The sequence below is a fragment of the Rhizobium ruizarguesonis genome, assembly GCF_012349115.1.
In the GTDB taxonomy this organism is placed as follows: domain Bacteria; phylum Pseudomonadota; class Alphaproteobacteria; order Rhizobiales; family Rhizobiaceae; genus Rhizobium; species Rhizobium ruizarguesonis.
In genome coordinates, this window is the sequence record NZ_PQIG01000124.1 from 1 (window position 1) to 23,641 (window position 23,641).

At 60.9% G+C, this 23,641-nt stretch carries 15 protein-coding genes and 2 pseudogenes; 3 read left to right on the forward strand and 14 right to left on the reverse strand.

What is annotated here, in order from left to right; genetic code table 11:
* Positions 1-188 precede the first annotated feature (188 nt).
* Positions 189-779, forward strand: a pseudogene (locus C3Y91_RS38285) (IS5 family transposase); the annotation flags it as partial.
* A 246-nt stretch (positions 780-1,025) separates the two neighbouring features.
* Positions 1,026-1,380 (forward strand): annotated as a pseudogene (locus tag C3Y91_RS33950) (VOC family protein).
* Between the two features lie 49 nt (positions 1,381-1,429).
* Here C3Y91_RS33950 and C3Y91_RS33955 read toward each other — a convergent pair.
* The 14 genes from C3Y91_RS33955 to C3Y91_RS34020 form a co-directional block, all read right to left on the reverse strand.
* The gene (locus C3Y91_RS33955) at positions 1,430-2,668 is read right to left on the reverse strand and encodes an OpgC family protein (protein WP_130656643.1); all 1,239 of its coding nucleotides are present in this window, start codon (positions 2,666-2,668) and stop codon (positions 1,430-1,432) included.
* A gap of 100 nt (positions 2,669-2,768) precedes the next feature.
* Positions 2,769-11,288: a glycoside hydrolase family 94 protein gene (locus C3Y91_RS33960; protein WP_168576323.1), complete on the reverse strand. Its 8,520-nt coding sequence runs from the start codon at positions 11,286-11,288 to the stop codon at positions 2,769-2,771.
* A gap of 146 nt (positions 11,289-11,434) precedes the next feature.
* Positions 11,435-11,812, reverse strand: a complete 378-nt coding sequence (locus C3Y91_RS33965; RefSeq protein WP_163884889.1) for a hypothetical protein — start codon at positions 11,810-11,812, stop codon at positions 11,435-11,437.
* Between the two features lie 128 nt (positions 11,813-11,940).
* Positions 11,941-12,105 (reverse strand): hypothetical protein, encoded by a 165-nt coding sequence (locus C3Y91_RS33970; protein ID WP_003543858.1) that lies wholly within the window; start codon positions 12,103-12,105, stop codon positions 11,941-11,943.
* Between the two features lie 127 nt (positions 12,106-12,232).
* The gene (locus C3Y91_RS33975; RefSeq protein ID WP_018071958.1) at positions 12,233-12,421 is read right to left on the reverse strand and encodes a hypothetical protein; all 189 of its coding nucleotides are present in this window, start codon (positions 12,419-12,421) and stop codon (positions 12,233-12,235) included.
* Between the two features lie 162 nt (positions 12,422-12,583).
* Entirely contained in the window at positions 12,584-13,333 is a 750-nt protein-coding gene (locus C3Y91_RS33980; RefSeq protein WP_026170895.1) for an ABC transporter ATP-binding protein, read from the reverse strand.
* Entirely contained in the window at positions 13,330-14,163 is an 834-nt protein-coding gene (locus C3Y91_RS33985) for an ABC transporter ATP-binding protein (protein ID WP_018071956.1), read from the reverse strand. The genes C3Y91_RS33980 and C3Y91_RS33985 overlap by 4 nt, the downstream gene beginning before the upstream one ends.
* Positions 14,160-15,095 (reverse strand): ABC transporter permease, encoded by a 936-nt coding sequence (locus tag C3Y91_RS33990; protein WP_075225356.1) that lies wholly within the window; start codon positions 15,093-15,095, stop codon positions 14,160-14,162. The genes C3Y91_RS33985 and C3Y91_RS33990 overlap by 4 nt, the downstream gene beginning before the upstream one ends.
* On the reverse strand, positions 15,092-16,159 hold the full coding sequence (locus tag C3Y91_RS33995; protein WP_018071954.1) for an ABC transporter permease: 1,068 nt from the start codon (positions 16,157-16,159) through the stop codon (positions 15,092-15,094). Before C3Y91_RS33995 ends, C3Y91_RS33990 begins: the two co-directional genes overlap by 4 nt.
* Positions 16,160-16,178: 19 nt before the next feature.
* On the reverse strand, positions 16,179-17,822 hold the full coding sequence (locus tag C3Y91_RS34000; protein WP_018448346.1) for an ABC transporter substrate-binding protein: 1,644 nt from the start codon (positions 17,820-17,822) through the stop codon (positions 16,179-16,181).
* 37 nt (positions 17,823-17,859) lie between these two features.
* A complete protein-coding gene (locus C3Y91_RS34005; RefSeq protein ID WP_018071952.1) occupies positions 17,860-18,918 on the reverse strand; it encodes a dipeptidase in 1,059 nt (352 codons plus the stop codon).
* Between the two features lie 148 nt (positions 18,919-19,066).
* Positions 19,067-20,092 (reverse strand): ABC transporter permease, encoded by a 1,026-nt coding sequence (locus tag C3Y91_RS34010; protein ID WP_012759467.1) that lies wholly within the window; start codon positions 20,090-20,092, stop codon positions 19,067-19,069.
* A gap of 34 nt (positions 20,093-20,126) precedes the next feature.
* Positions 20,127-21,668 carry a sugar ABC transporter ATP-binding protein gene (locus tag C3Y91_RS34015; protein ID WP_018071950.1) on the reverse strand — a complete coding sequence of 514 codons (1,542 nt, stop codon included), beginning with the start codon at positions 21,666-21,668 and terminating at the stop codon, positions 20,127-20,129.
* Between the two features lie 69 nt (positions 21,669-21,737).
* Positions 21,738-22,667, reverse strand: a complete 930-nt coding sequence (locus tag C3Y91_RS34020; protein WP_168576324.1) for a sugar ABC transporter substrate-binding protein — start codon at positions 22,665-22,667, stop codon at positions 21,738-21,740.
* Between the two features lie 373 nt (positions 22,668-23,040).
* Here C3Y91_RS34020 and C3Y91_RS34025 point away from each other — a divergent pair, with 373 nt between their 5' ends.
* The gene (locus tag C3Y91_RS34025) at positions 23,041-23,538 is read left to right on the forward strand and encodes a DUF1993 domain-containing protein (RefSeq protein ID WP_024320512.1); all 498 of its coding nucleotides are present in this window, start codon (positions 23,041-23,043) and stop codon (positions 23,536-23,538) included.
* Positions 23,539-23,641 lie beyond the last annotated feature (103 nt).

The window sequence follows — 23,641 nt, forward strand, 5'->3', positions numbered from 1 at the left end:
TGTCCCAATGAATCACAAACCCCTGGACGGTGCCAGGGGTTTGTCAGCAGTCTGAAGGCCGGAAGGTAACTCCTTCCGGCCTTTTTTGTTTGCTCTGGGACTGAGGACCAATCGACACTCAGGATTCCCAAATCGGTTGATCACTGATTCATGGGGTATCGTGTGCAGCACGGAGGCCTTTGATGGGAGTGAAGCGATACGAGTTGAACGAGGCGCAATGGTCGAGAATTGCGCCTTTGTTACCAGGTAAGGCCAGCGATCCGGGTCGGACGGGGGTAGATAACCGGTTGTTTGTGAACGGGTGTTTGTGGATACTGCGCTCGGGCGCACACTGGCAGCACCTGCCGGAGCGCTATGGCAAGTGGAAGACGGTCCACCGCCGGTTCAGTCGCTGGTGCCATGCCGGCGTATGGGAGCTGGTCTTTGATGCCCTCATTGCTGACCGGGACAATCAGTACTTAATGATCGACAGTACCATCATGCGCGCCCATCAACAGGCAGCGAGCGGAAAAGGTGGGCCAAGGATCAGGCGCTGGGGCGTTCCAGAGGTGGACTGACGACCAGATCCATATGCTGGCCGATGCGCTCGGGCGTCCCCTGCGCTTTATCGTGACGGCCGGCCAAGTCGGCGAGATCACGCAAGCTGCCGCTCTTCTCAATAACCAGACAGGTCAGGCATTCTCGGCGATAAAGCGTATGACAGCAATGCCTTGCGCGCAACGATCGCGAAGACGAAGGCCGAGGCGGTCATCCCCTCAAACCCTTCCCGAAAATCTAGAGACAGTGTCGTACCTGCCGGGCATCTCTCCGCCAGACCAGACCATGCCGACCTCCCGAGAAATCATCACGGAAGTGTCAGACATGTCTCCGAACATCTGACAGCTATGTATCAAGGCCGTCGGGGAGATGCCCGGCATGGCCGAGGGATATCCAACGCCGCAATGTCTCCGCAGGGCTTGGACGATTGATCCCCGCCCCGATCTCCCCTAGCCTCCGCCAGTCAAAGAGCAACGGGGAGCGAAGCCATGAAGGTCCTGCGCATCGTCGCCAATATCCAGGCACCGGATATCACCCCGGCCCGGCGCTTCTATCAGGATATCCTTCGGTCTTGACGTCATCATGGATCACGGCTGGATCACGACGTTCGGCGCCGCGCGTTCGATGAACGTTCAACTCAGTATCGCCAGCGAAGGCGGGTCCGGAACTGAGGTGCCCGACCTCTCGATCGAGGTCGACGACCTCGATGCCGCTTTCGAGGCGATGTCGGCCTCAGGCTTCCCCATCGAATACGGCCCGGCCGACGAGCCTTGGGGCGTCAGGCGCTTTTACGTGCGCGATCCCTTCGGCAAGTTGGTGAACATCCTCGTTCATAAAAATTGAGCCGGCGGCCATCGGCCGCCGGCTTCTTCATGTCGGGCAAACCCGATGCTTATTTCCGATCGTTCCGACGATAGGCATTTGCCGTCCCGCCAATGCGGACGGGAACCGGGATGGTGGCGGTATCGGCGACAAGTTTCCCCTTGACCTTTCCCTGCTGGCGCTTGCGCTCGAGATAATAGGCATAGGCGAATTGTGTCGCGACCCCAGCGATCACGAAGAGCGGACCGACCAGTTGGTCCTTGTTGGTGATGTAGAGCACCACCTGGCCGATCATCGCAAGGATGGTGCCGGCAACGAAAATGTTCAGCGAATGGCGGCCGAGGATCGTCAGCGGATGGTCCGCAGGACGGCGCAGGATACGCGAGAGTGCCGGGATGCTGATAACGAGATAGGTCAGCGCCAGCACATGCAGCAGCCGCGGCAGCGACAGGAAGGTCTTGTCGAAACCTGTGATGACAGGCGGCAGGCCAAGGGCTGCCAGCGAGTTGCCGAAAATCCAGAGATGGCCGGTCACCCAGACGAAGGACAAGATGACGTAACCGGCAGCGGCCGTCAGCAGCAGCGGATGCTGCGGGATCGTGCCGCCGCGCTTGATATGCAGCATCGAGACGATGCCGATCGAAAACAGGAACTGCCAGGAGAGCGGATTGAGGAACCAGTAGCCCTCGATCAGCATGTTGTGCGGTGCCACTTCGTAGATGCCCGCAAGCAGCCAGACCGTGCCCGAGACGCCGAGCGCCAGCCAAGGGCTGCGCGCATTCAACAGCAGGATGATCGGCACCATCAGCATCAGCGCCCCGTACATCGGCAGGATATTGTTGTAGCCGATCTGGTGGCCGAGCAGGAGCAGCGCCGGAATGCCTTCCTTCAGGTTCATCAGAACCGCCAGGATATTGATTTCGACCAGCAATCCCGGCCGATGGAACAGCCAGGCACCGCAGATGAAGAGCGCCAGCGTCATGAAGGTGGTGATCATATGGGCGAGATAGAGCGTGAAGGCGCGCTTTGCCGCCTTGATCGCCACCGTGAGCCGGTTGCCCGGCTGGAAGCGGCCCCCATAGGCAAGGCCGACGGCAATGCCCGAGATCAGCACGAAGGCCTCGGCGGCATCGGAGAAGCCGAAATTCTTCGTCGTCACATATTCGAAGATCTGTCCGGGAACATGATTGATGAAGATCATGATCAGGGCCACGCCGCGCAAGACGTCGAGCCTCGTATCACGCACTGGCGCAGCTGCGGATAGGGAACTGCGCCCCGTGACGATAGCGTGGGTCGGCGTGCTTGCCATTGGTCTCTCCTTATTATCCGATTTGCAAACGCGACGACGGCCAAAAGGGTTCCCTTTTGGCCGTCGCGAATCGCCGTGTTTTTCAGCGTGGAGAACGCTGTTATCCGAGCGGATATCCCTCTTCGGGATCGGTGACTTCGCAGCCGTTTATCGACAGAGTGTAGCCGCTGTCATTGGACGCTTTTGAGACCGAAATGCGGTATTTGCCGTCGCCCTGCTCCACCTCTGCCGCAAAACCGTCCCATTCCGACGGGAGCGACGGGCGCACATAGAGCCGGCCGTCCTTCAGCCGGATACCGAGGATGCCCTCGACGGCGGCGCGGTAGAGCCAGCCGGCAGACCCGGTATACCAGGTCCAGCCGCCGCGCGACGTATAAGGCTCGTTTCCGTAGACGTCGGCCGCCACGACATAGGGTTCGACGCGGTATTGCTCCGCTGAAGCCTTGTCGAGCGCATGGGTGATTGGGTTGAGGATCTGGAAGCAGCGGAAGGCATCGTCGCCCCGCTTCAGCTCCGCCAGCGCCATCACGACCCAGGTCGCGGCATGGGTATATTGCCCGCCGTTTTCGCGCACACCCGGCGGATAGGCCTTGATATAGCCGGGATCCCTGGCGGAATTGACGAAAGGCGGCGTGAACAGCCGGATGATGCGGGCATCCTCGTCGACCAGCTGATCGAGCACCGCATCCATCGCCGTGACGGCGCGGGCAGGATCGCCCTCGCCGGACAGAACGCTCCAGGACTGCGCGATCGAATCGATCCGGCATTCGGGGCTTTCCCTGGAGCCGAGCAGCGCACCGTCGTCGAACGTGCCGCGGCGATAGTAGCCGCCATCCCAGGCCGCAGTTTCGAGCGCCTTCTTCAGCTCGGTGAGATGCACCGACCAGCGCTCTGCACGGGCCGTGTCGCCGCGCTCTTCGGCATAGGGAATGAAGGAGCGCAATGCGCCCGCCAGGAACCAGCCGAGCCAGACGCTGGTGCCGCGCCCGCCGATGCCGACGCGGTTCATGCCATCGTTCCAGTCGCCGCCAAGAAACAGCGGCAGGCCGTTGGCCCCCTTGCGGGCGATGGCGAGATCGAGCGCCAACGCCGCGTGTTCGTAGACGCTTGCCTTGTCCTCAGAAATCTCCGGCTTATAGAACGAGTCGTGCTGGCCTTCGAGCAGTGCCGGCCCTTCCAGGAAAGCGATCTCCTCGTCGAGGACGTTTTTGTCGCCGGTGACGGTGCAATAGTGATGGATCGCGTAAGCAAGCCAGACGACGTCGTCCGAAATCAGCGTGCGCACGCCCGCACCCGTTCCCGGCAGCCACCAATGTTGCACGTCGCCTTCGCGGAACTGGCGCGAAGCAGCATTCAGGATCTGCCGGCGGGCAAGCGAGGGTTCGTGCAGCACGAAGGCCAGCGTGTCCTGCAGCTGGTCGCGGAAGCCGAAGGCACCGCTTGCCTGGTAGAAGGCGGTGCGGGCCATGATGCGGCAGCCGAGACTCTGATAAGGCAGCCAGGTATTGACGAGATTGTTCATCCCGCGATCCGGCGTCGATATCTGCAGCCTGCCGGTGAAGTCCCGCCAGAAGGCGCGGTTCGCCTCGACAGTCTCGTCGAACGAAGCCTTGCGAATATCGGCGATGACAGTGCGCGCTTCTTCTTCCGTCGGCGTATCGCCGAGGAAGAAGGTGAAGTCGCGCTCCTCGCCGGCGTTAAGTTCGATGTCGATCGCAAGAGCCGCGGCCGGATCACCATCGAGTTCGGTCGCGCCGGAAAGGGCGGCGGCGGAGATGACGGACTGCGGCGCCTGGATCGTTCCCGCCTTGCCGATGAATTCGCGCCGGCTTGCCGAGAAGCTAGAAGGCGTCTCGCTCGCCGCGAAGAAGGCAGTGCGGTTGGAAAAATCGATGCTGTAGGGATTGGTGGCAAACAGCGCTCCCGTCTCCTCATCATGGCTCGACAGGATGAAGGGCACCGTGCGCGCCGGATTGCTGCCGAGGATCCATTCGACATAGCCGTAGAGACGCAGCCTGCGGCTGGTCGAACCGGTGTTGCGCAAGCGCAGGCGCTGCAGTTTCACCGGCTTTTCGCGGTCGACCGTCTGCGTCAGCTCGAGCGCGATCTCGTGCTGAACGCTGGAGAAGACGGAATAGCCGAGCCCGTGGCGGGCTTCGAAACGGATGTCCGGCCGGCGGGAAAGCGCTGCGAACGGCGTCATGACGGCACCGCTGTCGAGATCGGCGAGATAGAACGCCTCGCCCGAACGGTTGACCACGGTATCGTTTGACCAAGAGGTCAGCTGATAGTCGCGTGAATTGGCGCTCCAGGTGAATCCGGCGCCCTCCGCCGACACGTGGAAGCCGAATCTGTCATTGGAGATGACATTGATCCAGGGCTGCGGCGTCGCATGACCTCCGGGCAGGCGAACGACATATTCACGCCCATCGCGGGCAAAGCCGCCGATGCCGTTCCAGAAGTCGAGATCGCCTTCCTCCTCGATGACGACGGCGGGCACGACAGGCGGTGGCACAGGTGCAACACGCTTGACAGGCGGCTTGTTGCGCTCGGCCCGTTCGTTCTCCTGCAGTTCCTCCTTGGAGGGTGCAAACAGCGCCACGGCGCGGTTGATCTGGTCGACCACCTTGCCGTTCTTGGTATGCAGCGTGACACGCGAAGCCGCGATCAGCGCGCGATAGGTGCTCTCCTCCATCAAGTCCTTGCGAACCGCAAAGATATGCTGGCGCAATCCGTCTGCCTGGCCCATGCGACGGACGTTCTCGCACATGGCGTCGAGTGCATGCTGCATGTCCTGCGCATAGGAAGAAGCGCGTTCGTTCATGATGACGAGATCGGCGGTGACGCCGCGCGAGCGCAGATATTCCTGCGCCAGCAGCGCCTCGCGGGCGATGTCGAGATCCATGTCGTCGTTGATGCGCAGCGTGAAGATCGGGAAGTCGCCGGAGATTGCCAGCGGCCAGAGCGCCGATTGCGACTGCAAGCCGGCCTCGACGGTCGCCTCGTCCTTGCGCAGTTGCATATCGGGATAGACGAGATAGCGTCCGAGATGCTGGAAGGCCGCCGCCTGCTGCGAGGTGACGCCGACATGGCGCATCTGCACCTGCGTGCGTGTCCAGGCCTGAACGAGCTCGTGGGTGAAGGCGTCGGGATGACGGTAGCGATTGACCGCCTTGTCGACTTCGTCGCGGCTTGGCGCGGCGATCGTCCAGAAGATCACGCTGACTTTCTTGCCGGCCGGCACGCGGACGGTGCGACGCAGCGACATGACGGCATCGAGCATGAAACCGTCGCTGCCGGAAAGCGTAGCGCCCGGATCGAAGGCCGCCGCATCGGCAAGGCTGCGGCCACGGCCGATGAACTTGCGCCGGTCGGTCTCGAATTCGGTATGGCGGGTGTCGCCGGCATTGTCGACGATCAGATGTGCGATGCTGATGTTCGGCTCGTTCGGGTCGCGCTTGTTGCGTTCGGCGCGGATGACGTCGCCGCGCTTGCCGATCTCGGTCTTGACGAACATGCGGGCGAATGCCGGATGCGCATTGTCGGTATCGTCGGAGGTGATCACCGGTTCGAGATAGGAGGTGACCTCGATGAAACGGTCTTCCGTGCCCATGTTGAGCAGGGTGACGCGGCGGGCCTCGGCATCATGCTCGGTCGCGATGATGCATTCCACCTCGCTTGTGAGGTCACCGACCGTCTTGGTGAACTGCGCCTTCTCGTCGGCAAATTCGACCTTGATCTTTTCGCCTTCGACACCCTTCGGCTCTGATGTCGTCGACCACCATTCGTTGGTGGCGGTATCGCGCAGGAAGATGAAGCTGCCCCAGCGGTCTTCGGTCGGATCGGCTTTCCAGCGGGAAACGGAAAGGCCGTTCCAGCGGGAATAACCAGCACCCGTCGCCGTCAGCATCAGCGAATAATGACCGTTCGACAGGAACACGAGCTCGCGGTCGCGCGAAGCCGGATCGCTGATCTTCCTGAGCTCCGGCCGCAGGAGATCGTCCTGGATGCTGGCCGGCGTGTCGGATTCATGCTTGCCGCTCATGACCGGAATGTCGCGCGGCGCCTTTTCCTGCAGCAGCAGCTCTGCTGCCTCGATGACGGGATCGGAGTGGAAGAGCTCGCGCAGATGACCGTTGAAGGCGACGTTGGCGACCGCCGCGATCGACATGCCGTGATGGTGGGCATAATAGTTGTAAACTACCGCGCATTTCTTGCCTTCCGGCACGCGCGTCGGCGTGAAGTCGACGGCGTCGTGGAAGCCGAACTTGCCGAGCGCCCCGACCTTGCGCAGCCTCTGCAGGTTTTCGAGCGCGGCCGGCGGGTCGTACTGGCTGGCGAGCAACGATGCGTAAGGCGCGATGACGGCATTGTGGCCGAGGCCGCGCTTCAGGCCGAGCGTCGGCACGCCGAAATTCGTGTACTGATAATTGAGGTTGTGGTCGCGGGCATTGAAGGCCGCTTCCGAAATGCCCCAGGGAATACCGAGCTTGCGGGCATAGTTCATCTGTTCGATGACGACCAGATTGTTGGTCTGGTTGAGGATACCCCCCCCGCGTTCCTGCATGACGAGCGGCGGCATCAGATATTCGAACATCGAGCCGGACCAGGAGACCAGCGCGCCGCGTGACCCCACAGGCACGACCTGGCGGCCGAGGCGATACCAGTGTTCCGTCGGCAGGTCGCCCTTGGCGATGCCGAAGAGACTGGTCAGGCGGCATTCCGAGGCGAGAAGATCATAACAGGCCTGGTCGAGTTCGCCGCTTTCGACGCGGTAGCCGATCGACAGCAGGCGCCGCTCCGGCCGGAACAGGAAGCCGAAATCCATCGAGAAGGCGAGATCGCGCGCCTTGTCGCGCAGCGCCACCAGGCGTGGCCTCAGCGCATCGACTTTGGAAAGATCGAAGGTGCTGTCTGATATATGCGCCTCGCAGACCTTCACCAGCGATGCCGCCCACAGGGTGACCTCTTCGCTCTGCTTCGACTTGACCTCATGGTCGAGATTGGCGGCGAGTTTCTCGATGTCGCGTGCGAGAACGGCGAGGTTGATGATGCGGATCGAAGCGAATTCATGCTCGCGCTTGACGGCGGCAAGCGCGTTCTGGAAGCCGACGATGCGCTCCTCCAGGCGCCGGCGCAGCGGGCGCACGGTCTTGCGGTCATCGGGCAGGTCCGCCAGCACTTCGCCGAGAATGCCGGCCGTGTCGCCGACGCCGTCGAGATTGCCCTGCATATGGGCGGACGGCGCCTCGGCCCAGTTGCGACAGGCCGACGAAATCGCGATCAGATGACCGGCGAGATTGCCGCTGTCGACGGCCGAGACATAACGGGGCCCAAGCGTCTGCAGCGTATCGGTGTGATACCAGTTGAACAGATGGCCGCGGAATTTCTCCATTTTGTCGATCGTCGCGATCGTCTGCTCCAGCCGCTCGAGCGTCTCCTCGAAGGAGAACCAGCCGAAATGCCGGCCGGAAACGACGGAAAGCAGATAGACGCCGATATTGGTCGGCGAGGTGCGCGCCGCAACGATCACATGCGGCGTTTCCTGGATATTGTCCGGCGGCAGATAATTCTGCTCGGCCGTCGTGAAGGTTTCGAAATAGCGCCAGGTGCGCCGGGCGATCTTGCGCAGTTCGCTCGACACGGAATCGGCAACCTCGAGCCGATCCTCGGTCTCAGCCGACTGGCTGACATACCAGGCCACCACCGGCGAGAACATCCACAGCAGCGCGAAGGGAATGCCGACGAGGAAGGCGTTGTCGCCGGGAAGGGCTGCAAAACCGAGCGCCAGCAGCGCCAACGCCGGCGCATGCCACATCGCCTTGTAGTAGGAAATCAACGTGCCCTGGCCGCCGGCCTGAACGCTGGCGGCGGTCCGCCACTGCAGCATCAGCTTGCGGCTGACGAAGAGGCGATAGAGCGAACGGCCGATCGCATCCGCCATCATGCAAGCCGAATCGGCGATGAAGACGATGCGCAACGCAACCTGCGCATTGGCGGCCGTGATATCGGACCAGACCGTATAGAGATGGGCGCGGGCGATGATATCGCTGGTGCGCGGGATGATGCCGTTGATGAGCGACAGCGTCGGCGCAACGAAGAGGCAGAAGATCAGCAGAATCTGCCAGATAAGCGCGCCGAGCGGACCCATGAAATACCAGCCGAGCACGGAAGCGAAGAACCAGGCGATCGGCGTCAGCGAACGGCGCAGATTGTCGAACATCTTCCAGCGGCCGAGTGCCGTGACGCCGTAATTCGGATTGAACATGTAGGGGAGAAGCTGCCAGTCGCCGCGCGCCCAGCGATGTTGGCGCGAGGTTTCCACCTCGTACCGGATCGGGAAATCCTCCACCAGCTCGAGATCGGTGACGAGCGCGCAACGCGCCATCGAGCCTTCAAGAAGATCGTGGCTGAGCACGGAGTTCTCGTCGATCCGGCCCTTCAGAGACGCTTCGAAGGCATCGACTTGATAAAGGCCCTTGCCGGTGAATGTGCCTTCGCCCGCGAGATCCTGATAGACGTCGGAAACGGTGAAGACATAAGGATCGAGGCCGCGGTTGATCGAAAAGACGCGCTGGAAGACCGACGCGTCCTTGCCCGTCGTCAGCGACGGAGTAACCCGCGGCTGCAGTACGCCATAACCACTTTCGACGCGGCCGGTTTTCGGGTTGATGACCGGGCGGTTGATCGGATGATAGAGCTTGCCGACGAGCTTGGTGACGGCATCGCGCATCAGGCGCGTATCGGCATCGAGCGTCATGACATATTGCACATTGGCCGGCACCGCATTGGCGCCCGGCAGATAGGTCGTGTCGCGGTCGCCGCGCAGAAGCATGTTCAGCTCGTGCAGCTTGCCGCGCTTGCGCTCCCAGCCCATCCAGACGCCTTCCGAGGGATTATAGAGGCGACGGCGATGCAACAGATAGAAACGCGTCTTGCCATCATAGGCATAGCGGGCGGAGAGATTGGCGATCTCGCGCCTGGCATAATCGAGGACCTCGAGATCGGCGGGCGTTTCCTCGGCCTCGCTATCCGGCCAGTCGCTGAGCATCGCGAAATAGATCTCGCCGCGCGGATTGGCGAGATAATGAACCTCGAGATTGCGCACGTGGTCGTCGACGCTGTCGCGGTTCGAGATCAGGCAGGGCACGACGAGCAGCGTGCGCGCATCCTCCGGAATGCCTTCCTTGAATTCGTAGCCGACGAGGCGCGCTGGCGTCACGAAGAAGGACAGCACGGTGTTGAAGAGACCTGTCGCCCCCTCCGATGCCGGCACTGAGAACATGATCAACAGCAGGGCGATTTCGATCGCACCCATGCCGGCATTCGCCATGAATTTGCCGACGATCGCCATGGCGATGACCGTCAGCAGCATGACAGGCACGGCAATCGCCAGCCAGTTGAACCGGCGCACGGCACGCACGAAATGCTGGATGACTGTCGGGCGATAGTTCGCCCGTGCTTCGAGTTTCGGCCGCTGCGCGCCCGACAGGAAGCCACCGACATTCGGTTCATGCGGCTGCGGCTCGCCGGAGGCCTTGGCGGCATCGGTCATGTCGAGCGCCAGCTGGGCGATTTCCATTTCCGACAGCGGCGAGCGCTTGGCCAGCTTCTCGATCTGTTTGCGATATTTGTTGCGCGAGCCGGAATCGAGGATGCCGTAATCCGAATGCTCCCAGAGGAGCTTGTCGACATGGCTGACCTGCTCGACCCAGACCGACCATTCGGCATCATCGATCTCGCGAAGGCTGCGGATGATGTTGCCCATCGTCACGTTGCCGGAAGACAGCCGGCTGTGTTCGGCCGTCGTCGCCTCTTCGGTGTTGCGGCCGAGCTCCTCCAGCCGCTCGTCGAGCCAGGTGATCGCCAGGCTCGACGTCTGCGAACCGTCGCGCAGGCGGTAGAGGAACTGCGTCGAGAAGGTATTGTCCTCGGCAAGCGGTTCCAGCGTCTTCAGATAGGCGGCCGCCCCGGCTGGGTCGGTCAGGCGCACCAATTCGTCGGCCGCCTCGTTGGCGCGGCGGCGCAGGCGGCGGCTGGCTTCGACACGGCTTGAAATACGGCGAAGGTTTTCCACGAGCACATAGCGCACGAGGGAGGGCAACGCCCAGAGTTCGCCGATCCTGAGCGTCTCGCTGGCCTGGAAGCCATCGACCAGCGCCGTCAGACTTTCCTGCGAGGTCGTGCTGTGGGTATGGGCGACATAGAGCCAGGCAAGCACGAGGGTGCGCGGCACTTCGACGCCGCCGACGACCATGGTCGGCAATTCGCGATAGAAGCGGCGGGGGAAGTCGCGCCGCACCTCTTGGATCGCCTCTTCGACGATATAGTGATTATCCAGCAGCCATTCTGCCGCCGGCGTGATGGTCTCGCCGGCCTCGACATCGGTCGCAGTGGTCCGGTAGACGCGCAGGATTTCCTTCTCGTTTTCCTTATGACGCGCAAAGAAATCGAAGGGGGCGAAAGCCGGCAGCTTGTCGACGCCGTTGCGGGCGACCGCATCGCCCATCGCCTTGATGTCCTCGATGGAAAGATAGGTCGAGCGGATCGAATCGTTATGATCGATCTGCTTCGTCTCGGGTTCGCGCGAAAGGCTCGGAGAAAGATTTGAAATAGACATGGGTTCGGTTCTGGATCCAAACGAAGTTATGGCTGTTTTGCTCAGCCTTTTGCACTGCTTATCATGACTGCTACATGAACGGAGCCCTATTCTTCAAAGATCGATGAAGCCGGGGTGAACGACACTTGGCAAGCGATGCAAACGGGCTAAGCCCTGATCAGGACGCGGCCCGACGGGTGATCGAGACCATCGATACCCTCTCCACGAAAGCCATGTCGAAAATTTGGACATCCTTGGGAAAATTCAAGTCGCAAGGCATGCGCCGCCGCCCAGCGAGCTTGTCTGGGCAGTGGAAATGACGAAAATGCCGGCACCTGGTTCCGGCAATGCAAGAGCTGTTCGATTTCAGAAAAACGAAAGACGCATGATTGCCTGACCATGCGCCTGGCGGCGGTTTGGGCGGCTGGCGGCCCACGCCACTTGCGCTCAAGATCAAGGCCGCCGTGGGACGCTTCAGATGGCGTGAAAAATAGAGAAGAATGATGATGGGGATCGGAACGTCGATCAACCATAACAAAAGTCATCTCGTGACCAATCTCCTTTTGACATTCGAGTGTCAGGAGAATGCCGAGACAAATTGAATAGTCCGGAATTCAATAGAGGCGGAAACCACCGCAGCGCCGGCATCTGCCGACGCTTATCATCCGCCGGATTATCCGACGACGCCGCAAACCATGGCGACGACGAACAGGAATGCCGCGGTGAAGATTGCGCCGTGGAGCATCGTCTGAAGCCTGTGGCGCGTGGTGAGCGGCTTCTTGGTCGGTACGGAACCATACTGGTTCACGTGAGCATGCGAAATACCCAGATCTGCCATATGTCGCCTCCGTTGTTCTCGTGCGGCCGGTTGTGCGGCTCGCGCTTATATTCTTATTTTCTCTATCAAGTAGGTAGAGATAAATTTCCGTCCAGAGCGTACGGAAGAGAAAATTCAACCAGCCCTTTTAGCAGAGCGTACGCCAAGCCCAGATCAACGAGCGCTCGACGGCACTCTCGTTCTCAGGCGGGTTGGAGGAAGCCTCGATCAGCCGACGGTCCTTTTCCGCGGGAAGGGATACCGAAATCTGTTCCCGGCGATCGGTTCTTACGGGAGGATCGAGGTAGCCCATGGTCATCCCACCGAGAAAGAACATGCTTCAACCTCCATCGATCACGAAAGCTAACAAACGTTAACGGGATCATGACAGAAGCAAGGCAGCTGTCAATAGTCTAGTCGAATGGTCGTCTTTTAGGGAAACATTATCCTTAACACCGCCGCCGATCTTTTCTTTTCAAAGGTTTGAAAAGATTGACCTTCAGGCTTTGACGAAACCCTTGCTCGCGATCATCAAATTTCTCGTATAGTCCTCGTGAACCGCACCCGTCGCCAGTTCCTGCGAGCTCAACCGCTCGACGACGGCGCCGTTGCGCATCACGGCCAGCCGTTCACACATATGGGTGACGACACCGAGATCATGGCTCACCATCACGAAGGTGAGCTTGCGGTCGCGTCGGATCTGCTCCAGCAGGTTCAGCACCTCGGCCTGCACCGAGGCGTCAAGTGCCGATGTCGGCTCGTCGAGCAGCAGGATCGACGGCTCCACGATCAGCGCCCGGGCGATCGCCACGCGCTGGCGCTGGCCGCCGGAGAGCTGGTGCGGGTAGCGGAAACGGAAACCGTTGCCGAGGCCGACCTCGTCAAGCGCTCGGGCGATACGCTTCTCGCCGTCGGCGATGCCGTGGATTGCAAGCGGTTCGAGCAGAAGCCGGTCAATCGTCTGGCGCGGATGCAGCGAACCATAAGGATCCTGGAAGACCATCTGCACGCGCCGGTAGAAAACTTTGCTGCGCTTCGAGCCCTTCAGTGGCTCACCGTCGATATTGATCGCACCGCCGCTGACCGGCGCAAGTCCGGCAACGGCCCGCAGCAAGGTCGATTTTCCCGAGCCGGACTCACCGACAAGGCCAAAGGATTCGCCGCGTTCGACGGCGATGCTGACATCCTTCAGGGCATGAAAATGGTCGTAGACGACGCTGAGATTGTCGACTTGGAGAGCTGCGCTCATGCCGCCCACTCCGGCTTTCGGTCGAGCACCGGCAGCGGATGGCGGTTTGCACCGATCTCGGGCATGCAATTCAGCAATCCCTGCGTATAGGGATGCTGCGCATGTTTAAGATCGGCCGCCGCCAGCTCCTCGACGATCTTTCCGGCATACATGACGATGATGCGGTCGCAGAAGGAAGAGACCAGCCTTAGATCGTGGGAGACGAAGATCAGCCCCATGCCGCGCTCGGACACCAGCTTGTCCATGATCCTCAGCACGTCGAGTTGCACCGTCACATCGAGCGCCGAGGTCGGCTCGTCGGCAATCAGCAGCTCAGGCCCGGCAATCAGCATCATGGCGATCATCGCCCGCTGCCCCATGCCGCCCGAAACCTCGTGCGGATGCAGGTCGAAGACGCGTTTCGGGTCGCGGATCTGCACCGCTTCCAGCATGGCGAGCGCGCGCTCGCGCGCCTCCGCCTTGCCGACCTTCTCATGCGTCCGCAGCGTTTCGCAGATCTGCCGTCCGATCGACATGACGGGATCGAGCGAATATTTCGGATCCTGCAGGATCATGGCGATACGCTTGCCGCGCAGCCTGCGTCTTTCGCCGGCGGAGGCGTTGATCAGATCGATGCCGTTGAAATTAAGCCTGTCGGCCGTGACGATGCCGTGTTTCGGCGTCAGGCCCATGATCGCCCGTCCGGTCTGCGACTTGCCGGAACCGGATTCGCCGACGATGCCGAGCCTTTCCTTGCCGAGAGTGAAGGAAACGCCGCGTACGGCCTCGATCACGCCTGTGCGCGTGGGGTAGCTGACCTTGAGCTTGTCCACCGTCAGAAGTGTCGTCATTGGCCGCTCTCCTTCGGATCGAGCGCGTCGCGCAGGCCGTCGCCGAGGAGATTGAAGCCGAGGCTGACGATGAGGATGGCGATGCCGGGCATCGCCGCGACCCACCATTGATCGAGGATGAAGCGCCGTCCCGAGGCGATCATCGCACCCCATTCCGGTAGCGGCGGCTGCGCGCCGAGACCGAGGAAACCGAGACCGGCCGCCGTCAGGATGATGCCCGCCATGTCGAGCGTCACGCGCACGATCAGCGAGGAAATGCAGAGCGGCATGACATGGCGCACGACAATGCGAAGCGGCGAGGCGCCCATCAGCTTCACCGCCGAAATATAGTCGGAACGCCGCACTGCCAGCGTCTCGGCGCGCGCGATGCGGGCATAGGGCGGCCAGGATGTGAGGGCGATGGCGATGATCGCATTCTGGATGCCGGGACCGAGGGCTGCGACGAAGGCGAGCGCCAGCACCAGCTTCGGAAAGGCAAGGAAAATATCGGTGATGCGCATCAGCGTCGCATCCACCCAGCCTCCGGCATAACCGGAGACGGTGCCGACGATCAACCCGATCGGCGCCGAGATGACGGCGACGAGCGCAACGACAAGCAGCGTCAATCGCGATCCGTAGATCAGCCGGGAATAGATATCACGGCCCTGGTCATCCGAACCGAGCCAGAATTCCCCCGTGCCGGGCGGCAGCAGGCGGGCATTGCGCAGATCGCCGATCACCGGATTATGTGTGGCGAGCACATCGGCAAAGGCGGCGATGAAAAGCAGCGCCACGATGATCAGCAGACCAACGACGGCAAGTCGGTTTGCCGTGAACTGCCGCCAGGTAACATAGGTGCGGCCGAGGCGGGCCTGCAGGCGCGATTGCGGCCGGTCGGAGAGCAGCCATTCGCGGCGGCTCATCGGCTGGGATGGGCTGGCGGTCACCGTCATCGGTTTCGCGTCCTCGGGTCGAGCGTCCGGTAGAGAAGATCGGACAGAAGGTTGATGCCGATGAAGACCGTACCGATGACAATCGTGCCGCCGAGCACGGCATTCATGTCGGCATTCTGCAGCGAATTGGTGATGTAGAGCCCGATGCCCGGCCAGGAAAAGACAGTCTCGGTCAGCACCGATCCTTCCAGCAGGCCGGCATAGGAAAGCGCAATGACGGTAACGAGCGGCACGGCGGCATTGCGCAGCGCATGGCCCCAGATCACCCGCGTTTCCGAAAGCCCCTTGGCGCGCACGGCGACGATATATTCCTGGGAAAGCTCGTTCAGCATGAAGCTGCGCGTCATCCGGCTGATATAGGCAAGCGAGAAGTAGCCGAGCAGCGAAGCGGGCAGGATGATATGGCGGAACACGTCGTAGAAGACATCCCATTGCCCCTGCCAGGCACTGTCCAGCAGATAGAAGCCGGTGATCGGCGTGAACGTATATTCGAAGACGATGTCGATGCGGCCGGGAAAGGCCACCCAGCGCAGTTGCGCATAGAAGATGACGAGCGAGATCAGCGCCAGCCAGAAGATCGGCACCGAATAACCGATCAGACCGATGACGCGCACCACCTGGTCGACGATGCTGCCGCGACGCACCGCGGCGAGAACACCGAGCGGCACGCCGACGAAAGCGCCAATCAGCGTTCCGAGCGTCGCAAGCTCGACCGTCGCCGGAAATGCACGGCGAATATCGACCATGACGGGATTGGTCGTCAGGACCGAATTACCGAAATCGCCGGACAGGATGCCTTTGATATAGATGAAGAACTGCTGATAGAGCGGCAGGTTGAAGCCCATCTCCTGGCGTACGCGCTCGACGACATGGTTGGGCGCGCGATCGCCGAGGATGGCGAGCACGGGATCGATCGGCACGACGCGGCCGATGAAAAAGGTGACGGCCAGCAGGCCGAAATAGGTGGTGACGGCGGCAAACAGGAACCGCCCTGCCGCCTTTGCAAAGGCGACGGCACGGCCCTTTCGGGGCCGCGCCTCCTGCGTTGTTTCGACGGTGCTCAAGTCACTCAATCCTGCCGGATTATTCCTTGGCGATCGGACCGACGAAATTGGTGTCGAAGCTCGGACCCAGCTTGAAGTCCTTCACGCTCTTGCGGTAGCCGGCCACCTCGGTCTGCTGGAAGATGAAGACAAAGGGGCTGTTTGCCAGGTACTTCTTCTGGATGTCCTGATATATGGCGGCGCGCTTAGCGGCGTCGCGTTCCAGAAGTGCGGCCTTGGCTTGCTTGTCGAGCTCCGGCGCTTCCCAGGTGTTGCGCCATGCGAGCGTCTTCACCGTGCCGGCATCGGAATTGTCGGGATTGCCGGTAAAGGTATCGGCATTGGAATTCGGATCGAAATAGTCCGAACCCCACTGGCCGATATACATGTCGTGGGTGCGGGCGCGGTACTTGGTCAGCGTCTGCTTGCCGTCGCCGGGGATGATTTCCATCTTGACGCCGGCTTGCGCCAGCGTCTGCTGCATGGATTCGGCAATACCCGTCACCGGCTGATTGTTGCGCACATCCATGGTGATCGAGAAACCGTCGGGTACGCCGGCCTTGGCGAGTAGTTCCTTGGCCTTGGCGACATCAAGCTTGTAGGGATTCTCATCGAGCGCGCCGAGCTGGCCCTTCGGCAGGAAGGTCTGGTGGATCTCGCCGATACCCTTGATCAAGGTTGCGCCGATCGCATCGTAATCGACTAGATACTTGAAGGCTTCCTGGACTTCCGGCTTTTTCAGGTTCTCGTTCTTGTTGTTCAGGCTGACATAATAAATCGTGCCCTTCGGCGCACTCGTTGTCGCCAGATCGGCATTCTTCGAAACAGCGTCGATGTCGCCCGGCTCGAGGTTGCGGGCGATATCGATGTCGCCGGCTTCGAGCGCCAGCCGCTGGGCCGAGCTTTCCTTCATGTAGCGATAGATGACGCGGTTGAGCTTCGCCTTGTCGCCATAATAATTGTCGTTGCGCTCCAGCACGACAACTTCGTTGGCGCGCCATTCGCGCAACTTATAGGCGCCGGAGCCGGCATAGCCGGTCTTCAGCCACTCATTGCCGAAATCATTGTCGTATTTGTGCTCGGCATCCGGCGTCACCGCCTTCACATGCTCCAGCACCAGCTTCTTGTCGACGACGGAAGCGACGGTTGCCGTCAGGCAGTTGAGCACGAAGCTCGGCGCGTAGGCCTTGTCGACCGTGAAGACGAAGGTATTGGCATCGGCCGCCTTAGCCTTTTCCGTGACGTTGTCGCCGGTCAGGCCGAACTGGGTGAGGATGAAGGCCGGGCTCTTGTCGAGCTTGACGGCGCGCTCGAACGACCAGGCGACGTCTTCGGCGGTGACCGGGTTGCCGGAGGCAAATTTCAGGCCTGACTTCAGCTTGAACGTATAGGTGAGGCCATCATCGGAAACGCTCCAGCTCTCGGCAAGATCGCCCTTCACCTTCGACGTATCGTCCATGTCGAGACGAACAAGCAGGCTGTAGCTGTTGGTGGTGATTTCAGCCGTCGAAAGCTCAAAAGCCTCGCCCGGATCCATCGTGATGATGTCGTCGATGGCGAATCCTTCGACCAGCGTGTCCTTCGGCGTCTCGGCGAAGGCGGAGGGTGCCGCCATCATCAGGAGCGAAAGAGCGGCTCCCGCGGAAAGCAGGCGAAAATTGCGGCTGAGTTTGGTCATCATCATGGTCTGTTCCCCTGTTTTTTGATTGGATACGAAAGGCTTAGGCGTGGTCCTCCCGCCAAGCTTGGGCCAGAATGCGAAGCCAGTTTTCGCGGGCAAGTTTTGCCAGGTCAGCGTTAGCATAGCCAACCTCTCTGAGAGCGGCAATCAGCTTCTGATTGCCGGCTGCATCACCGATTTCCTCAGGAATGGTGGCCCCGTCGAAGTCCGATCCGAGCGCCACGCAGTCGATGCCGATGCGGTTCACGAGATAGTCGATATGGCGGATCATGTCGGCAAGCGGCGTATCGCTGTCCGATCGGCCGTCGGCACGCAGCATGGCGGTGGCATAATTGATGCCGACGAGCCCGCGGCTTTCGCGGATCGCATCGAGCTGCCTGTCCGTCAGGTTGCGCGCGACCGGCGTCAGCGCGTGAGCATTGGAATGAGTGGCGACCAACGGCTGGTCCGTCGTCTTCGCGACGTCCCAGAACCCCTTCTCGGTGATATGAGCAAGGTCGATCATGACGCCGAGGCGATTGCATTCCCTCACCAGCGCGAAGCCGGCATCGGTGAGACCGGGCGCCGTGTCCGGCGACATCGGGAAGGCGAAGGGCACGCCGTGACCGAAGACATTATGCCGGCTCCAGACCGGCCCGAGCGAGCGCAGCCCCGCCGCATAAAACACCTCGAGCGCCGAGAGATCGGCGCCGATCGCCTCGCAGCCTTCCATATGCATGACGGCGGCAAAAATATTATCCGCCATGGCGCCGCGAATATCCTTCACCGTCCGGCAGAGCCGCCAGGCGCCCGCTTGGTCGAGCCGCAGCGCGATCGCGGCCATTTCATTGGCGATGGCAAGAGAAGGCAGCGGATCCAGAGGGGCCGCCATCGGCGTGATATAGCGACCGGCGGCATCCGGATCGGCGAAGACGAGATCGCCTGAGGGAATGTAGATGGCGCAGAGACCGCCCGAAAGACCGCCCTCTCTGGCGCGATGCGCATCGATATGGCCGACCGTCGTGCCGTCTACGAATTCCGCGATCGGGTCGCTGCCGTCTTTTGAATGTGTCCAGAGTCGAAGGAGAACGTCGTTGTGACCGTCAAATACGAATTGCATCTGTCTTCCTGCGCTGCCCGAGCGGGCGAATGAAGCGGCAGAATAGAAAAGCTGACGGAATTCGCCACTTCTTTTTTTAGAAATCCGTCGGCGCTGAAAACGAAACGGGGGCCGAAGCCCCCGCAAGAAAACCATCGCATGCCGGAGATCAGTGCTTGCGGCGTTTCTTCTGTCTGTAGACGTCGATGACAACAGCCGCGATGATAATGAGACCCTTGACGATCTCCTGGTAATAGGCGTCGATCCTGAGGAACGTGAAGCCGGAGGTCATGACACCGAGAATGATGGTGCCGATGACGGTGCCGGTGATGCGCCCGACGCCGCCGGTGAGCGAGGTGCCGCCGATGACGGTCGCGGCGATCGCATCGAGTTCATATCCGACACCCATGCTGGCCTGTGCGGTTTCCGCACGTGCCGCCGTGACGATACCGGCAAGGCCGGCAAGCAATCCGGCAATCACATACACCTTGACGAGATGCGCCTCGATGTTGATGCCGGAAACACGCGCAGCCTGCGGATTCGCGCCGATGGCATAGGTGAACTTTCCGTAACGGGTATAGCGCAGCGCAATATGAAAGATTAGCGCGACGACCAGGAAGACGACAACCGGCCAGGCTTTCGTTCCGATGAAATGAAACTGCTCGGTGATCCCGGAAACCGGCTGTCCCTTCGTATACCACTTCGCCACGCCTCTGGCCGAAACGAACATGCCAAGCGTGGCGATGAACGGAGGGATTTTCGTGTAGGCGATGAGTGCGCCGTTCGCGAGGCCGGCGGCCGCCCCGATCAGCAGACCAACGACGATAGGCACGAAAGCCGGCAGGTCGGTCAGCGAGGGAAAGACGGCCCGTCCCCAGGTCGACGACTGGGCGAAGCTTGTTGCGATCATCGCCGTCATGCCGACGACCGAACCCGACGAAAGGTCGATGCCGCCGGTGATGATGACCTGCGTAACGCCGACGGCGATGATGCCGATGACGGAGACCTGCAGGATCATGATCGTCAGACGCTGCGAATTCATGAGGAAGCTCTGGCCGATGAACATCCAGCCGAGCACTTCGTAGATGAGCGCGATGCCGACGAGCACAAGGAAAATGCTGAGTTCCGTCGGTATGCGCCGCCGCCTTTGCCGGGTTGCGAGCGGAGCCGCGCCCTCTGCTGCCTTGGTAGTCATGTCAAACCTCCCTTGGGCAATCGCCGTCAACGCATCACTGCGCTGCCAGCTCCATCACCTTGATCTGCGTTGCTTCGTCGCGATTGAGGAAACCGGTCACGCGTCCCTCGTGCATGACCATGATGCGGTCGCTCATCCCGAGAACTTCGGGCATCTCGGACGAGATCATGACCACCGCCACACCATCTCGCGCCATTTCCGTGACCAATCGGTGGATTTCCGCCTTGGCGCCGACATCGATACCGCGCGTCGGCTCGTCGAGGATAAGGATGCGCGGCTCGGTGAGCAGCCAGCGCCCGATCAGCACCTTCTGCTGATTGCCGCCCGAAAGATTTTCCACCCGCTCGTACAGATTGGGCGTTTTCACGCGCAGCTTTTTTGCCATGTCTTCGCAGGTTGCCTCGACTGCGCCCTGCTGCACGAAGCCGCCCTTGACATATCTGTCCTGCAGAACGGCGATCTGCATGTTCTCGAGAATATCGAGGATCAGCAGGCAGCCGGTATCTTTCCGGTCTTCGGTCAGGAACGCCATCCGATTGCGGATGGCCTCGGTCGGCGAAGAAATGGCCACCGGCTTGCCATAGAGCTCGATCGAGCCGGAGCTTGCCGGCGTCACCCCAAACAGCGTTTCGGCGACATTCGACCGGCCGGAGCCGACGAGGCCGGCCACGCCGAGGATTTCACCGGCCCTGACCTCGAAGGAGACGTTCTTGAAGACGCCGTTGAGACACAGATCCTTGACGGAGAGCACGACCTCGCCGATCGGCACCTCTTCCTTGGGAAACATCTGGGTGATCTCGCGCCCGACCATCATGCGGATGATGTCGTCGCGGGTGACGTCGGTCGAGGCATGCGTGCCGATATATCGGCCGTCGCGGAAGACGGAGAACTCGTCGGCGATCTCGAAAAGCTCGTTCATCTTGTGGGTGATGTAGACGATGCCGATGCCCTGGGCCCTGAGGTCGCGGATAATACGGAAAAGATGCTCAACCTCGCGCTCCGTCAGCGCCGAAGTCGGCTCGTCCATGATCAGCACATCGGAATTATAGGAAACCGCCTTGGCGATCTCGACCATCTGCCGGTTGGCGACCGACAGGAACCGGACCTCGATATCGGGATCGATGGCGATATTGAGGCGAGTAAACAATTCCTCGGTCATGCGGTGCATCACGCCGTGATCGATGAAGCCGAAGCGGTTCTTCGGTTCCCGGCGAATCCAGATATTTTCGGCGACCGTCATGAACGGCATCAGGTTCAGTTCCTGATGGATCATGGCAATCCCGTTCTCCAGCGCGTCGAGCGGAGATTTCAGCTGGATCTCGATCCCTTTCAGGCGAATATCACCCTTGTCGGGCGTATAGATGCCGGCGAGGATCTTCATCAATGTCGATTTGCCGGCGCCGTTTTCGCCCATCAGCGCATGCACGGAGGCGCGCTTCAGCCGGAACTGCACGTCGTCGAGTGCGACGACTCCAGGAAATTCCTTGCGGACACCCTCGGCACTCAAGAGATATTCCGCATTCGGGACTGCGCCGCTCGCGCGCACGGCGGCCATGGTTGTCGGGCTGACGGCCATATCATCTCCTCCGGATACGGGTAAACGAAAAGGATGCGGGCAAAGCCCGCATCCAGTGTGGCGTTCGCCTCAGTTCTTGGTGACGAAGTCCTTGACGTTGGCAGGCGTCACGAGCTGGAAGGGAATGTAGACCTTCTTGTCGATCTTTTCGCCCTTGGCGAGCTTGAGCGCTGCATCGAGCGAGCCCTTGCCCTGGCCGGCGGCATCCTGGAACACCGTGACGTCGAGATCACCTGCCTGCATGGCGGCAAGAGCGTCCTGGGTGGCGTCGACGCCGCCGACGACAACCTTGCTCATATCCTTGCCGGCCGCCTTCAGCGCCTGGATGGCGCCGATTGCCATTTCGTCGTTGTTGGAGATCACGGCGTCGAATTCGATGCCGCTGGAGAGCCAGTTGGTCATCAGGTCGGCGCCCTGGGTGCGGTCCCAGTTGGCCGTCTGCTCTTCGACGATCTCCAGGCCCTTGCATTCATCCGTCTTGATGACGTCATGGATGTCCTGCGTCCGCATGCGCGCAGCCTGGTTGGAAAGCTCGCCCATGATGACGACGGCCTTGCCCTTGCCGCCGAGAATGCGGCAGATTTCCTTGGTTTCCAGTGTGCCGGATTCCTGCTCGTTGGAAGCAACGAAGGCCTGCTTCTCCGGCAGCGTGTCGACGTTGACCGGCTGACGGTTGACGTAAACCAGCGGAATGCCGGCATCGGCCGCGAGCTTCGACATTGCCGTGGTCGCATCGGTATCGACAGGGTTGACGATGATCGCATCGACCTTGGAGGCGATGAAATTCTGGATCTGGCTCTGCTGCTTGGAAACGTCGTTCTGTGCGTCTTCAACCTGCAGCGTCACGCCGCTGAGTGTCTTTGCATAATCGGTCATGCCGTTGCGCAGAACCGTCAGGAAATTGTCGTCGAATTTCGCCATCGAGACGCCGACGGTTTCTGCGTGAGCGGCCGTCGACATGACGAGCGCCATCGCAGTGCCCAGGATAAACTTTTTCATTTTACTTCCTCCACAAAGCGGTGCCCGGCTGCACCCTCCTCACGCCGGAGCTCCAGGCATTTGCTCTGAAGCCGCAATTCCCAGCGCCACCTCTCCCGCGGCGCTCCGCAAAACGGAACAAACAAACCGTTAAATCTGCTCTGCGGAATATTCATTCCATTTTCTGGGAACGACGTCAAGTATCTTTAGCGGCGACGAGATATGGATGAGGGCGCAATGCCATGCGGGCGTCAGGACCGACACCCGCATTGTCGGTGTTGTGAAAGGCGAAACGAGCATCCATCTATGCAGGGTCGAAGGCAGGCTCACGGCCGCAGGCGCCTTCGACCTCTCGCCGCGACCCAATCATTTGAAGATTTTGGAGACAGGACAAATGTCCATTTCGATGTATCGCCTCACCGTTCCGATGTTCCAGCGCGGCCTCGCCAGCCTGAAAACCTACCTCGACAAGGCCGAAGCCTATGCGAAGGAAAAGAATATCGATCCTGCCATATTGGTCGCCGCTCGCCTGGCGCCCGACATGCTGCCGCTCTCCGGCCAGTATCAGCGCGCCAGCGACACCGCCAAATTTGCGCTCGCCCGCCTGACGGCGACCGACGCCCCGAAGTTCGAGGATAACGAAACGACGTTCGACGACCTGCGTGAGCGCCTGGCAAAGACCGAAGCCTATCTCGCCGGCTTCTCGGCGCAAGCACTGGAAGGCACAGAAACCCGCCAGATCACCCTGCCGGGAAAGAGCGGTATCATACTGCCAGGTGACGAATATATCGCCACCTTCGCCCTGCCGAACTTCTATTTCCACGTCGCGACGGCCCACGCCATCCTGCGTAGCCAGGGTGCTCCGATCGGCAAGCGCGATTATCTCGGCTGAACCCCGGTTCGGCTCGGCTAGAACACTGCATCATTCCTTAAATCGGAATCGATGTAAGGATAAAATTATGCGGTGATTCAAAGTGTTACAGCGTCCTTTGCGC

Bases quoted from the DNA above. Each gene is read 5' to 3' on its own strand.
- C3Y91_RS33955 (WP_130656643.1), bottom strand. From the start codon at position 2,668: ATGGCAAGCACGCCGACCCACGCTATCGTCACGGGGCGCAGTTCCCTA.
- C3Y91_RS33960 (WP_168576323.1), bottom strand. From the start codon at position 11,288: ATGTCTATTTCAAATCTTTCTCCGAGCCTTTCGCGCGAACCCGAGACG.
- C3Y91_RS33965 (WP_163884889.1), bottom strand. From the start codon at position 11,812: ATGACTTTTGTTATGGTTGATCGACGTTCCGATCCCCATCATCATTCT.
- C3Y91_RS33970 (WP_003543858.1), bottom strand. From the start codon at position 12,105: ATGGCAGATCTGGGTATTTCGCATGCTCACGTGAACCAGTATGGTTCC.
- C3Y91_RS33975 (WP_018071958.1), bottom strand. From the start codon at position 12,421: ATGTTCTTTCTCGGTGGGATGACCATGGGCTACCTCGATCCTCCCGTA.
- C3Y91_RS33980 (WP_026170895.1), bottom strand. From the start codon at position 13,333: ATGAGCGCAGCTCTCCAAGTCGACAATCTCAGCGTCGTCTACGACCAT.
- C3Y91_RS33985 (WP_018071956.1), bottom strand. From the start codon at position 14,163: ATGACGACACTTCTGACGGTGGACAAGCTCAAGGTCAGCTACCCCACG.
- C3Y91_RS33990 (WP_075225356.1), bottom strand. From the start codon at position 15,095: ATGACGGTGACCGCCAGCCCATCCCAGCCGATGAGCCGCCGCGAATGG.
- C3Y91_RS34000 (WP_018448346.1), bottom strand. From the start codon at position 17,822: ATGATGATGACCAAACTCAGCCGCAATTTTCGCCTGCTTTCCGCGGGA.
- C3Y91_RS34005 (WP_018071952.1), bottom strand. From the start codon at position 18,918: ATGCAATTCGTATTTGACGGTCACAACGACGTTCTCCTTCGACTCTGG.
- C3Y91_RS34010 (WP_012759467.1), bottom strand. From the start codon at position 20,092: ATGACTACCAAGGCAGCAGAGGGCGCGGCTCCGCTCGCAACCCGGCAA.
- C3Y91_RS34015 (WP_018071950.1), bottom strand. From the start codon at position 21,668: ATGGCCGTCAGCCCGACAACCATGGCCGCCGTGCGCGCGAGCGGCGCA.
- C3Y91_RS34020 (WP_168576324.1), bottom strand. From the start codon at position 22,667: ATGAAAAAGTTTATCCTGGGCACTGCGATGGCGCTCGTCATGTCGACG.
- C3Y91_RS34025 (WP_024320512.1), top strand. From the start codon at position 23,041: ATGTCCATTTCGATGTATCGCCTCACCGTTCCGATGTTCCAGCGCGGC.